Source organism: Rhizobium sp. P32RR-XVIII (genome assembly GCF_012641395.1).
Classification (GTDB): domain Bacteria; phylum Pseudomonadota; class Alphaproteobacteria; order Rhizobiales; family Rhizobiaceae; genus Rhizobium.
Genome location: NZ_JABAIH010000003.1, coordinates 379,110 through 391,197, shown reverse-complemented (window position 1 = coordinate 391,197; position 12,088 = coordinate 379,110). Strand labels below are relative to the sequence as shown.

Sequence of the window (12,088 nt, the reverse complement as noted above, 5' to 3'; positions counted from 1 at the left end):
GGCAAACAAGTGGTCATACAGTCGGGAGAGGATGACTGTTGGGTCGAAAGCGACCGCAAAAGGAGGAGGAATCAATGTTCAAGTCGATGCTGACGCGCCGAAATGCCATGCTGGGTGCCGCTGCTATCGTGGCTGCCATCGGGCTTGCAAAGCCGGCGGCCGCCATCACGCCTGAGGAGGTCAAGGCCAGAGGAAAGCTCATCGTGGGCATCCAGGGCGACAACCCGCCGTGGGGCTTTGTGACGAGCGCGGGCAAGCAGGACGGTCTCGATGCGGATATCGCATCGCTCTATGCCAAGGAACTGGGCGTGTCGGTCGAGTTCGTGCCTCTTGAAGTCAACAACCGTATCCCAGCGCTGACGACGGGTCGCGTCGACGTGCTCTTCGCGACAATGGCGATGCTACCGGATCGCGCCAAGGCTGTTCAGTTCAGCAAGCCTTATGTTGCCAACGCCATCGTCCTGATCGCCCCGAAAACGATGTCGATCAAGACCAATGAGGACATGGCCAATCTTTCGATCGGCGTCGCAAAGGGCGCGGCCCAGGACACGCAGGTCACCAAGAACGCACCACAGAGCGCAACCATCCGCCGCTTCGATGGTGATGCGCCCAGCGTCCAGGCTCTGGTGTCCGGCCAGGTGCAGGCGCTTGGCGGCAACATCTTCTACATGGATCGTGTCGAAAAAGCGCGTCCGGGGGAATTTGAAAACAAGCTCGAATTCCAGAAGCTCTACAACGGTGCCTGCACGCGCCTTGGCGAGAAGGAAATCAACGCCTCGATCAATGCCTTCATCGACAAGATCAAGGCGAACGGTGAGCTCAAGAAGATCTACGACAAGTGGATGAAGGTTCCGGTTCCGGAGTTTCCCGAGAAACTCGACGGCATTCCGTTCGCCGTCAACTAAGTCACTTACTGCTTCAGCAAGAGGCAAAAAAGGGGCGGGCATTACGGTGCCCGTCAACGGAATTGCCGTGCCAAAGGCTAGGGCCCAGCGCGTTTCGAGGAGCGCGATCATGAACAAGACGATATTTGTGCTCAACGGGCCGAACCTGAATCTTCTTGGCCAGCGGGAGCCAGCCATTTACGGCACGACGACGCTCGCCGATATCAAGGAAAAATGCCTCGCCAAGGCAAAGAGCCTGGGGTTCGACGTCGACTTTCGCCAGACAAATTTCGAGGGTGAGCTGGTGGAGAGTGTGCATCAGGCGCGCAACGCGGCCTGCGGCATCATCATCAATCCGGCCGGCTATACCTTCACATCGATCGCCCTGCTCGACGCGCTGAAGACGTTTGATCCGCCGAAAATCGAGCTGCACATATCGAACGTCCATGCCCGCGAGAGCATCTATCACAATTCGTTGGTCTCACGTGTCGCCACCGCGATCATGATCGGCTTCGGCGCAAACGGATACGAGCTGGCGATCCAGGCGATGGCCGGTATGGTCATGCGCGGCTGAGGAGAGGCGATGAACTACACCCTGGATTTCACGCCGGTCATCGACGGCTTGCCTGGGCTGCTGCTTGGCTGTCTCGGCACGTTCCTGCTTGCCATTTGCGGCATGCTGCTGGCAATCGTGATCGGCATCGGCGGCGTCGCGTTGCGGGATTCGCCGTTCAAGCCGCTGCGCTGGCTGATCATCGGTTTCGTCGAACTCATCCGCAACACGCCGTTTTTGGTGCAGATCTTCTTTCTCTACTTCGCGCTGCCGCTTGCCGGTATCCGGCTCGACCCGACGCCGACGGCGATCATCGCGCTCGGCATCAATGGCGGTGCCTATGCCATCGAGATTATCCGCGGTGGCGTCCAGTCCATCCCGAAGGGGCAGATGGAGGCGGGGCTGGCCCTTGGCCTCCACAAGGCGCAGGTCTTCCGGCTGATCATCCTCAAGCCGGCGCTACGGGCGATTTATCCGTCGCTGACAAGCCAATTCGTGCTGCTGACGCTGTCGACCAGCATTGCTTCGGCGATCTCGGCCTATGAATTGACTTCCGTCTCGCAACGCATCGAGTCGGAAAGCTTCAGAAGCTTCGAGGTCTATTTCACGGTCCTGATCTTCTACCTCGTCATTTCCTGGCTGATGATGCGCCTCTTTGCGCTCTTTTCGGCCCGTTATTTCACTTATCCGGTCAAGTAGGAGCCACCATCATGGGCAGCGAAGAATTCGTTTTCCTTCTGATCGGCCTGAAATGGACCGTCCTTCTGTCCGCCGTCGGCTTCGTCTGCGGTTGCATCGCAGGGCTTGGCGTCGCCTTGGCCCGCACGTCCGAGATACCGGTGCTGGAACGCGCTACGGCCGGCTACATCGCCTTATTTCAGGGCACGCCGCTGCTGATGCAGCTTTTCGTCGCCTATTACGGTCTGGCTTTGATCGGCCTGAAGCTCGACGCCTGGCTATCTGTCGCCATAGGATTGACGTTGCACGCCAGCGCCTATCTGGGCGAGATCTGGCGGGGTTCGATTGATGCCGTGCCGCGCGGCCAGACTGAGGCCGCAAAGGCGCTCAGCCTCAAATATGTCTGGCGGATGAAGGATGTGATCCTGCCGCAGGCGCTGCGCATCTCGCTGCCGGCAACGATCGGCTTCCTCGTGCAGCTCATCAAGGGAACGTCGCTGGCCTCGATCGTTGGCTTCACGGAGCTCACCCGCGCCGGCAACATCATCTCCAACCAGATCTTTGAGCCGCTGACGGTCTTCGGGATCGTAGGCGCCCTCTACTTCCTGATGTGCTGCCCGCTGACGATCTTCGGCGCGCACCTCGAAAAGCGATTTGCCGTGTCGGCGCGCTGATGACGCTCAAGCGAAACCACGAGAGATCGATGGAATTCAGACCATGACCAATGCTTCTGCATCGACCGTAGAGACGATGATCACCATGACCCACGTGGAGAAATGGTATGGCGCCTTCCAGGCCCTGCACGACATCAACATGTCGGTCCGCAAGAGCGAAAGGATCGTGCTGTGCGGACCTTCGGGTAGCGGAAAATCGACGCTCATCCGCTGCATCAACCATCTGGAGACCTACCAGAAGGGGGAGATCCGCGTTGGCGGCATCCTGATGGGAAACCAGGCAAAGGCGATCGATGCGATCCGGCGCGAGGTCGGCATGGTCTTCCAACAGTTCAATCTTTTCCCGCACCTGACGGTCCTTGAGAACTGCATGCTGGCACCGATGCGGGCGCTCGGCGTTGGAAAGACAGAGGCCGAGGAACGAGCCCGGTCACTGCTCGGCAGGGTCAAGATCCTGGAGCAGGCCGGCAAATACCCTACCCAACTCTCCGGCGGCCAGCAGCAGCGCGTCGCAATTGCGCGCGCGCTCTGCATGCGGCCGAAAGTCATGCTGTTCGACGAGCCCACCTCGGCGCTGGATCCGGAAATGGTCAAGGAAGTCCTCGATACGATGATCAGTCTCGCCGAAGAAGGCATGACGATGATCTGCGTGACGCATGAAATGGGCTTTGCCCGCCAGGTCGCTGACCGGGTGATCTTCATGGCAAGCGGCGCGATCGTCGAGGAAGCGCACCCGGCCGATTTCTTCACCAATCCGCGTCATGAGCGCACGCGCAAGTTCCTTGGCGAAATCCTGCGCAACTAGGCCCTCGAGGAAACTTCCATGTCAGAACAGTTGCAGATGGCTCCTTTGAAGATCGCCGTTATGGGCGCCGGCCTCATCGGCAAGAGCCATGTCGAACGCATCTTGGCCGAGCGGCGCACCGTACTTTGCGCCGTCATCGATCCATCAGACATCGGGCGCGACTTTGCGGCAAGCAAAGGAGCGACATGGCATACGACCTTTGCCGAAGCTGCCGCAAACGAGCGTCCGGACGGTGTCATCATTGCAACGCCGAACCAGCTTCATGTCGCAAACGCCATGGAGGTCATCAAGGCCGGCATCCCAGTCCTCGTCGAAAAGCCGATCGCGGATGATGCCGGAGCCGCCGCTATGCTCGTTGACGCTGGTGAAAGAGCCGGCGTCCCAATTCTTGTCGGCCATCATCGTCGCCACAACCCCATGATCCAGGCAGCAAAGCGCGTTTTGGAAGGCGGCCGACTCGGCAAGGTCCTGACCGCTCACGGAAGCTTCTGGGTGGCCAAGCCAGACGACTATTTCGACGTCGCATGGCGACGCCGGGCAGGTGCCGGGCCGACCTTTATCAATCTCATTCATGACGTCGACCTCTTCCGCTATTTCTTCGGCGAAGTTGAAAGCGTCCATGCGATGGAATCGAATTCCGCCAGGGACCATGCCGTTGAGGATACTGCCGTCGTCCTGCTTCGGTTCAGCAGTGGCGTTCTCGGCACGCTGAATGCCTCCGATGCCGTCGCGTCTCCCTGGAGTTGGGAAATGACGGCCGGTGAAAATCCGGCTTTTCCACGGCAGGATCAGACTTGCTACCAAATTGGCGGAACCGGCGGTTCGCTCGCAATTCCGCAACTTGCGCTTTGGACCAATGCATCGAAGCCTGATTGGCTGGAACGGTTGGTCGAAGAACACGTGCCATTCACCCCGGCCGACCCTCTTGCCGCACAGCTCAAGCATTTTTGCGATGTCATTCGCGGCAGCGCCGAGCCGCTGGTCAGCGGCCGGGAGGGACTTGCGACACTTCGCGTCATCGAGGCGATCAAGTCATCGGCCCGATCCGGTCAGACGATCCGCTTGACCGACGCTGACATGCGGCGAGGTCACTGACATGATCAGTGGAACCACGCAGCTGATCGCTCATCTCGGCTATCCAACGGAGTCATTCAAGGCGCCGCTGATCTACAACCCTTATTTCGAAAAGAGCGGGATCGACGCGGTCGTCGTGCCGATGGGCTGCAGGCCTGAAGACTATCCTTCCTTCCTCAAGCTCGTCTTCCGGCTTTCGAATATCCGTGGCGCTCTGATCACCATGCCGCACAAGATGACGACGATGAGCCTGCTCGACGAGGTTTCGACCAACGCCAGGGTGGCAGGCTCCTGCAATGCGGTCAAACTTGGAGCCGGCGGCGGACTGGTCGGGGACATGTTCGACGGCGAAGGCTTCGTACGAGGGCTCCTGCGCAAGGGGCAACAGGTAGCGGGTGCGGACGTGCTCGTCGTGGGTGCCGGCGGCGTCGGATCTGCCATCGCCGCCTCATTGGCCGGTGCAGGCGTGCGCCGGATTGCGCTTCATGACGACAACAAGGCGACATTGAAGGGGCTTCGAAACCGTCTCAACACATACTATCCCGCAACCGACGTAGCGATCGGTTCGACGGATCCCGCCGGCTTCGACATCGTCGTCAACGCGACACCTCTCGGGATGCGGAAAGATGACCCGTTGCCACTGGATGTCTCGCGCCTGTCCTCCGCCACGTTCGTGGGCGAAGTCGTCATGAAGGAAGAGATTACGCCGCTCCTTGCTGCGGCGCGCGCTCAAGGCTGCGCGTTCCAGGTTGGAACAGACATGTTGTTCGAACAAATACCAGCGTATCTGGAATTCTTTGGCTTCCCGACGACCACTGCGGACGATCTGCGCTCGATTGCTCTGTTCCCCTGAAGGGCGGTTGGCCGAACGATCGAAAGATCCATATCTCACCGACGGGATTATGTCCGGTGCGGGGCCGATCGGCTCGCTCAGTGCTTCTTGCTATTGAGTGCTTCTGACCGGGCGATCCGCGGCGGCGGTGGGCCGACATCGAGAACCGGTTCTCATCGACCGGAACCCAATCGCCCCCTGCCCGCAACAAGCCTCCTCAGTCCCGACACACAGGGTCCCTGCAACAAGCAGGAGGAGGAGGCGCCTGCAGCTCAAGCCGGCGCACTTGACGTTATATTTCTAGAAATATAACGATGGGTTTGTTGCAACACAACGCCAGCCCAGTCATGGGAGAGTTTCGAAGAGAGATGCGCGATGTCCGGTCTTGGTCTGAATGTTCCACGTGCGGTTTCGCTCCGCCAGCAAGTCACCGACAGCCTGCGTGCCTCCATCATTTCGGGGACTCTTCCTCCTGGACAGAAGCTGATCGAAAGGGAAATCTGCGAAGAAATGCGGATTAGCCGGACGGTGCTGCGTGAAGCCCTCCAGCATCTGGAAGCGGAGGGAATGATCGTCAATGTGCCGCCCAGGGGCCGATCGGTGGTGGCCATTACGCCGAAAGAAATCCGTGAGATCCTGTCCGTTCGACGCGCGATCGAAGCCCTACTGATTAGCGATTTTAGAAGAAACGCCAGCGAAAGTCAGGTCGTCGAACTGCGCAGACGGCTTGACGACCTCGAAACGGCTAACGAAGACGAGACAATGGCGATCGAGGATCAGATCTCGACGCTGATCATGGACGTGAGCGGCAACCGGACGGCGTCTGATATGTTAGCGCAGCTCAACAATCGCATCGTCCTATCGCGCCGCCTGTCCCGGTCGGACCCCATGGCGGGCGCCAAGAGACAGGCCGAACTGAGAGCCTTTCTCGCTGCGGTCGACGAGAGCAAGAGTGGCGTTGGAGATGCCAAGCGGGCGTCACGGTAGAGGCACTGGGCTCCGGTGCTCCGAAGCCCGTGCCTATTTCATCAGTCGATATGGACGCCGCCGATGTTTGCCACGGCGCGGCGTGTCATAAGCTCTGCGAGGTGCGCACGATATTCGCCGGATGCATGCATGTCGCCCATCATATCAGCAGGGTCGAGGTGCAGCCCGTCCAGGACGCCCGGCTCCAGCCGCGCGCTCAGTGCCTCCTCGGCTTCGGTCCAGCGAAAGACTCCGGAATTGCCAGCTCCGGTAATCGCGACGCGCACAGAACCGTCGCGAAGCTTCGAGACGAACGATGCGGCCAGCGAATAGCGTGATGCAGGATTGCGGAATTTCGCATATCCGGCGATCTCTGGAATCTTGAATTCCAGCCGCACGAGAATTTCACCTTCCTCCAACGCCGTCGTATAAAGCCCGGCAAAATAGTCGTCGGAAGATATCGCCCGGCGATCGGTATGGATTGTGGCATCGAGACTGAGAACAGCCGATGGGTAATCTGCTGCCGGGTCATTGTTGGCGACCGAGCCGCCGATCGTTCCAACATGCCGTACCTGCACGTCGCCGATCGATCCGGCAAGTCCGCACAACGCTGGTATCGCCGCCGCTATCTCACCGGAGCCTGCCACCGTCGCATGCGTCGTTGCCGCGCCAATGACGATCCTGTCGGCTGCAACAGAGAGACCGGAGAGCTCCGGAATACGGCGGACATCGATGAGGTTTGCAGGCGCGGCCAGACGGCCCTTCATGGCCGGGATGAGAGTGTGGCCGCCGGAAAGGTAGGCCGGCTCGTCACTGCTTGCGAAAATCTCCGCAGCCTCGGCCAATGTCTTCGGGCGATGATATTTGGTCTCGTACGTGTACATGGAGGGCTCCCCGTCCTTTGGCTTACTCAGCGGCTATGGCGTGCTCATCACGATATTTTTCGGCAGCCTGCAGGACGGCTTCGACGATGTTGTGATAGCCGGTGCAGCGGCAAAGATTGCCTTCGAGTTCGTGACGGATGGTATGTTCATCAAGGACACCGGCGTGACGGTCGATCATATTGACCGACGCCATGATCATGCCCGGTGTACAGAAACCACACTGGAGGCCGTGACATTCATGAAATGCAGTTTGGACGTCGTGCAGCTTGTCACCTTTCGCAAGGCCTTCCACCGTCGTCAGAGAGCTGCCATCGGCAGCGGCAGCGAGAATGGTGCAGGACTTTACCGCGCGACCATCGAGAATGACGGTGCAGGCGCCGCACTGCGTCGTATCGCAACCTACGTGCGTCCCGGTCAGTCCGAGATGGTCGCGAATGAGGTGAACGAGCAGCGTGCGGTCTTCCACGGTCTTGGTCTGCTCGGTGCCGTTGACGGTCAGGGTAACGGTGGACATGATCTTCTACCTTATTCTTTCAGCGGAGAACGGCCGCTGCGATCACCACCACGGCAACCGCGGCAGCGACGATGATCCATAGTTTCGCCGGGTTCATGGCAGGCGATGCGGCAGCAGAGGCAGCAGAGGCAGCGGATGCCGGACGCGGAGACGGCGCAGCCGCGACCGACGCGACTGAAGGAGCGACCGGCGGCACGGGTGCCGCTAGCGGCTCGGAGATACGGTCGGCGAGGCTCTTGAAGAACTCATCGGCGAGTTTCTTTGCCGTCGAGTCGATCAGCCGCGCGCCGAGCTGCGCAAGCTTGCCGCCGACCTGGGCATTCGCCACATAGGTCAGGATCGTCTCATTGCCGTCTTCGGCGAGCTTCACATCAGCGCCGCCTTTTGCGAAGCCCGCGACGCCGCCTTTTCCTTCGCCGGAGATCGTGTAGCTTGCCGGCGCCTCGATGTTGCTAAGCTTTACCGCGCCTTCAAACGTCGCCTTGATCGGACCGATCTTCGTCGTCACCCGCGCGATAAAGCCCTCCGCCGGACTGCCCTGCAGGCTTTCGCAGCCCGGGAGGCACGCCTTCAACACCTCCGGATCGTTGATCATCTTCCACACGTTTTCGCGAGAAGCCTTGATCCTGTATTCGCCCTTCAAATCCATCAGAAACCTCCCGGTGAATGCATCGACCCGCTCAGCGGTTGCCGGTCACGGTGTTGTAGTGGGCGAGGTCCAGATATTTGGACGGGTCTGTCAGCGTCGTTCCGCCCTTTCCGAAGCGTGAGCGCAGCTCCAGAACCCGCGTCATGCCATCCGCGAGGATCTTGGCATCCGGAGTCAGCCCGGAACGCGGCGAGAGCACGCTCGTCATGACCGATTGCAAGGCCGCCGGTTGAATCTCCGGCATCTTTTCCTGCAGGATACGTTCGGCCTGCGAGCGGTTCAGCGGATCGAGCGTCCAGGCCAGACCCTTGAGATACGCGCGGATGAAAGCTTTCACCGTCTCCGGGTTCTGCTCTGCCCAGGGGCGATGTGCGGCAACGGCGCCGCCCTGGTAGCTGTCGAAAATCTCCGTCGAAAGGCCAAGTACGTTGAAGCCGGACTTCCGCGCAATGCTGGTAAACGGCTCGATGGTCAAGGTCGCGGCATGCTCGCCTGACTTCACGGACTGCCACCGCTGCGGTGTTGCGCCAACGGGAACGTAGGTGACATCTTCCGGCTTCAGACCACCCCGCGCAAACATCTCGTAGAGCACGAAGGCAAAGCCGGTCGAGAGCGCATCGAGCGCGATGCTGCGTCCCTTGAGGTCGGAATAGCTTTTGACATCCGGAGCGGCAACGATGGCAAGCTCCAGCTGCGTCGCCCCCATGATCGTCACATAGTCGGGATTGACCGCGGCGCCTGCCGGCCCCTGCCCCTCGCCATAGGCGACGATATTGTCGAATGCCGTGAAGATAATGTCGAACTCGCCAGCGGCAGTCCTTTCGGCCTGAGCAATGGAATTCGGCGTTAGCGTCAGCTCGATCGAAAGACCCTCCGCTTCAAAAAAGCCGTTTTCGCTTGCAGCGAAAACCGGGAGATTGGGAGCGCCGGGGAAAGCAATGACGCGAACCGTTTGCTTATGGGTCATGGACGAAGTTCTCCTGAGTTATCGTGCACCGGCCTGATGAATGGCCTTCCAGACGGTGAAGGGCGTGAGCGGCATCGGCAATTGCGTGACGCCGTAATCTTTCAGTGCATCAATGACGGCGTTTGTTACGGTAACGAGCGCCGGCGTCGTGCCTCCTTCGCCGCCCGCTTTGACGCCGAGCGGATTTGTTGGCGAGATCACTTCGGCGATCTCGCAATTGAAAGATGGCAGATTGTCGAAGCGCGGCATGCCGTAATCCATCAACGAGCCGGCGAGCGGCTGACCCGTCGTCTCGTCGATGGCGCATAGTTCCCACATGGCCTGGCCGACACCCTGTGCAATACCGCCATGGGTTTGCCCGTGAACGATCAGCGGATTGATGCAGCGCCCCACATCGTCAATGGTCGAATAGGCGGTGATCTGCACATGCCCGGTCTCGGGATCAACCTCGACCTCACAGATCGCAGCCCCATTCGGAAACACGGGCGTGTGCATTTCATTGTCACGCGCAACCCGCAGGGGGCCGTCGGCCTCGCGGGTGCGGAGCGAGAGCTCGAAAATATCGATCGCTTCATTGCTGCCTCGCAGCTTGAAGTAACCACTCTCGAAGTCGATCGAGTCAACATCTACGCCATACAGGGCGGCGGTGCGGCGGCGTCCTTCGGCCAGAAGGTCGGCAGACGCCATCGCCATCACCGTACCGGCGTGACGCATCGAGCGTCCCGAATGCGAGCCGCCGCCGACACTCACGATGTCGGTATCTCCCAGGACGATCCAGACCTTTTCGACCGGTACCTGGAGCATGTCGGCCACAACCTGGGCAAAGCTGGTTTCATGCCCCTGTCCGCTGGGCTGCGTTCCGATCACGACTTCGATTGTTCCGTCGTCCTTGACCTCGATCTCGGCGCGTTCCTTGGGCGAACCGATCGAGGACTCGACGTAGTTGGCAAATCCGCGGCCAAGCAGCTTGCCACGCCTCGCCGCGTCCTGCTGCCGCTTCTCGAAGCCGTTCCAATCGGCAAGCTCGAGAGCCCTGTTCATGTTCTTTTCGTATTCGCCGCTGTCGTAGATGGAGCCCACCGCATTGGTGTAGGGCATCTGCTCCGGCTGAACCAGATTCCTGCGGCGCAGCTCGAGCGGATCGAAACCGAGCTCGCGAGCTGCGATTTCCACGAGACGCTCGATAGCGTAAGTGACTTCCGGGCGCCCGGAACTACGATAAGCCTGCGTGCACATCGTATTGGTGAAGACTGCGCGCGCGCGCAGCGCTGCAACTGGTATGTCGTAGGAGCCGGTAATCAGGCCCGAGCCTTTGCTGAGTGGCGAAAGCGAGACGCAGCGCATGCCCACATTGCTAAGGTTATCGGCCCGCAGCGCCAGGAATTTTCCTTCCTTGCTCAAAGCAAGCTCGACTTTCGTCACCAGATCGCGGCCCTGATAGTCGGTCAGGAACGCTTCCGAACGTGTTGCCGTGAACTTGACCGGCCGACCGACCTTCTTCGAGGCCCATAGAACGAGGCCGAACTCGACGTAGGCACGGTTGCGGGCGCCGAAGTTGCCGCCGACATCAAAGGACAGCACCCGGAGATTCTTGGGTTCGATGCCTAGAACCTTGGCAAGCTCCCCCTTCTGACGCACCGCTCCGCCGCTTCCTGCATAAAGGGTGTAGCGACCCGTCTCAGCGTCGAAGTTGGCAACCGCTGCGCGCGGCTCGATCGTCACCGCGGTCACGCGGTCGATATGGAAATCAGCGCGGATCACGTGATCTGCCTTGGCGAAGGCAGCATCGGTTCCGGCCCAGTCACCGAATTTCGACTCGATGAATACATTGTTCGGGACTTCATCCCAGACAGCCGGGGCTCCCGGTTCGGCAGCCGCAGCCGTGTTTGTCACGTGCGGCAGTTCCTCATAATCGACAAGGACCTTTTCGGCCGCGTCGGCTGCTTGCGCCGCGGTTTCGGCCACCACCATGGCAACGGCCTCGCCGACATGACGCGCCCGGTCAGCCGGCAGCAGGTAATGCGGTCCGATAAACGGCTTGCCGCCATCTGGCGCCGTCAACTTTATATCGAATTTTGTGGACGGCACGGGGCTGTGAGGGAGCGGCTCAAGCTTGTCGTCGAGAACATCCTGCCCCGTCAGCACAGCAAGAACACCGGGACTGGACAGCGCTTCGCTCGGATCGATCGACCGGATACGCGCATGAGGATATGGCGACCGCACCATCGCCGCATAGGTCTGGCCCGGAAAGTTGAAGTCGTCGGAGAACCGGCCCTTGCCGGTGATCAGGCGTCCATCTTCCTTGCGCGGAATGGGCTTGCCCACATGCCGGAAGAAAGCTTCTTCGACAAGCTTCATTTCAGGCGAGAGAGCGGGGTAGCTGATCTTCTCCCGCGCAGATTGCTCCAGCGTTTCAACGCGTTTTTGAGTTGGGTTGGCCATTCAGAACTCTCATCCTCCGCGACTTGCGGCATGCCGTTGCTATCAGGCAGTACGCTGTTGCTTCTCGTCATAATGTATGACAGTATGGCGATGTTAATGCAATCGAAAAAGACGGGCGTTTTTAAACATCTTGTTTCGCGATCCGGCCTATGTGCGATTGTGAATG

13 protein-coding genes are annotated in these 12,088 nt (G+C 59.9%); 8 read left to right on the top strand and 5 right to left on the bottom strand.

Annotated features, from left to right (window positions below; all coding sequences use genetic code 11):
• Positions 1-74: 74 nt before the first annotated feature.
• The 8 genes from HGP14_RS11475 to HGP14_RS11440 all read left to right on the top strand — a co-directional run bounded on the left by HGP14_RS11475 (position 75) and on the right by HGP14_RS11440 (position 6,487).
• Entirely contained in the window at positions 75-905 is an 831-nt protein-coding gene (locus HGP14_RS11475) for a transporter substrate-binding domain-containing protein (RefSeq protein ID WP_168829961.1), read from the top strand.
• A 109-nt stretch (positions 906-1,014) separates the two neighbouring features.
• Complete coding sequence (gene aroQ, locus HGP14_RS11470; RefSeq protein ID WP_168829960.1) at positions 1,015-1,458, top strand: type II 3-dehydroquinate dehydratase; 444 nt, start codon at positions 1,015-1,017, stop codon at positions 1,456-1,458.
• Positions 1,459-1,467: 9 nt separating this feature from the next.
• A complete protein-coding gene (locus HGP14_RS11465; RefSeq protein ID WP_168829959.1) occupies positions 1,468-2,136 on the top strand; it encodes an amino acid ABC transporter permease in 669 nt (222 codons plus the stop codon).
• Between the two features lie 11 nt (positions 2,137-2,147).
• A complete protein-coding gene (locus tag HGP14_RS11460; protein ID WP_168829958.1) occupies positions 2,148-2,789 on the top strand; it encodes an amino acid ABC transporter permease in 642 nt (213 codons plus the stop codon).
• 76 nt (positions 2,790-2,865) lie between these two features.
• Positions 2,866-3,594 (top strand): amino acid ABC transporter ATP-binding protein, encoded by a 729-nt coding sequence (locus HGP14_RS11455; protein ID WP_168830295.1) that lies wholly within the window; start codon positions 2,866-2,868, stop codon positions 3,592-3,594.
• Between the two features lie 36 nt (positions 3,595-3,630).
• A complete protein-coding gene (locus tag HGP14_RS11450) occupies positions 3,631-4,689 on the top strand; it encodes a Gfo/Idh/MocA family protein (protein WP_168830294.1) in 1,059 nt (352 codons plus the stop codon).
• Between the two features lies 1 nt (position 4,690).
• Positions 4,691-5,521 (top strand): shikimate dehydrogenase, encoded by an 831-nt coding sequence (locus tag HGP14_RS11445; protein ID WP_168829957.1) that lies wholly within the window; start codon positions 4,691-4,693, stop codon positions 5,519-5,521.
• A gap of 354 nt (positions 5,522-5,875) precedes the next feature.
• Positions 5,876-6,487: a GntR family transcriptional regulator gene (locus tag HGP14_RS11440; RefSeq protein ID WP_168829956.1), complete on the top strand. Its 612-nt coding sequence runs from the start codon at positions 5,876-5,878 to the stop codon at positions 6,485-6,487.
• A gap of 41 nt (positions 6,488-6,528) precedes the next feature.
• Here the strand turns inward: HGP14_RS11440 and HGP14_RS11435 are convergent, their stop codons facing one another.
• Genes HGP14_RS11435 through HGP14_RS11415 form a run of 5 tightly spaced genes read right to left on the bottom strand, consistent with a single transcriptional unit; the run spans position 6,529 to position 11,922 of the window.
• Positions 6,529-7,350 (bottom strand): FAD binding domain-containing protein, encoded by an 822-nt coding sequence (locus HGP14_RS11435; RefSeq protein WP_168829955.1) that lies wholly within the window; start codon positions 7,348-7,350, stop codon positions 6,529-6,531.
• A gap of 22 nt (positions 7,351-7,372) precedes the next feature.
• Complete coding sequence (locus HGP14_RS11430) at positions 7,373-7,864, bottom strand: (2Fe-2S)-binding protein (RefSeq protein WP_168829954.1); 492 nt, start codon at positions 7,862-7,864, stop codon at positions 7,373-7,375.
• Positions 7,865-7,883: 19 nt separating this feature from the next.
• Positions 7,884-8,513 (bottom strand): carbon monoxide dehydrogenase subunit G, encoded by a 630-nt coding sequence (locus HGP14_RS11425; RefSeq protein WP_168829953.1) that lies wholly within the window; start codon positions 8,511-8,513, stop codon positions 7,884-7,886.
• Between the two features lie 31 nt (positions 8,514-8,544).
• Complete coding sequence (locus HGP14_RS11420) at positions 8,545-9,480, bottom strand: ABC transporter substrate-binding protein (protein WP_168829952.1); 936 nt, start codon at positions 9,478-9,480, stop codon at positions 8,545-8,547.
• Positions 9,481-9,498: 18 nt separating this feature from the next.
• Entirely contained in the window at positions 9,499-11,922 is a 2,424-nt protein-coding gene (locus HGP14_RS11415) for a xanthine dehydrogenase family protein molybdopterin-binding subunit (protein WP_168829951.1), read from the bottom strand.
• Positions 11,923-12,088: the final 166 nt, after the last annotated feature.

Excerpts from the sequence above, each read along its gene's own strand:
- aroQ (WP_168829960.1), top strand. The coding sequence starts at position 1,015 with ATGAACAAGACGATATTTGTGCTCAACGGGCCGAACCTGAATCTTCTT.
- HGP14_RS11420 (WP_168829952.1), bottom strand. The coding sequence starts at position 9,480 with ATGACCCATAAGCAAACGGTTCGCGTCATTGCTTTCCCCGGCGCTCCC.
- HGP14_RS11435 (WP_168829955.1), bottom strand. The coding sequence starts at position 7,350 with ATGTACACGTACGAGACCAAATATCATCGCCCGAAGACATTGGCCGAG.
- HGP14_RS11430 (WP_168829954.1), bottom strand. The coding sequence starts at position 7,864 with ATGTCCACCGTTACCCTGACCGTCAACGGCACCGAGCAGACCAAGACC.
- HGP14_RS11475 (WP_168829961.1), top strand. The coding sequence starts at position 75 with ATGTTCAAGTCGATGCTGACGCGCCGAAATGCCATGCTGGGTGCCGCT.
- HGP14_RS11455 (WP_168830295.1), top strand. The coding sequence starts at position 2,866 with ATGATCACCATGACCCACGTGGAGAAATGGTATGGCGCCTTCCAGGCC.
- HGP14_RS11465 (WP_168829959.1), top strand. The coding sequence starts at position 1,468 with ATGAACTACACCCTGGATTTCACGCCGGTCATCGACGGCTTGCCTGGG.
- HGP14_RS11415 (WP_168829951.1), bottom strand. The coding sequence starts at position 11,922 with ATGGCCAACCCAACTCAAAAACGCGTTGAAACGCTGGAGCAATCTGCG.
- HGP14_RS11460 (WP_168829958.1), top strand. The coding sequence starts at position 2,148 with ATGGGCAGCGAAGAATTCGTTTTCCTTCTGATCGGCCTGAAATGGACC.
- HGP14_RS11450 (WP_168830294.1), top strand. The coding sequence starts at position 3,631 with ATGGCTCCTTTGAAGATCGCCGTTATGGGCGCCGGCCTCATCGGCAAG.
- HGP14_RS11440 (WP_168829956.1), top strand. The coding sequence starts at position 5,876 with ATGTCCGGTCTTGGTCTGAATGTTCCACGTGCGGTTTCGCTCCGCCAG.
- HGP14_RS11425 (WP_168829953.1), bottom strand. The coding sequence starts at position 8,513 with ATGGATTTGAAGGGCGAATACAGGATCAAGGCTTCTCGCGAAAACGTG.
- HGP14_RS11445 (WP_168829957.1), top strand. The coding sequence starts at position 4,691 with ATGATCAGTGGAACCACGCAGCTGATCGCTCATCTCGGCTATCCAACG.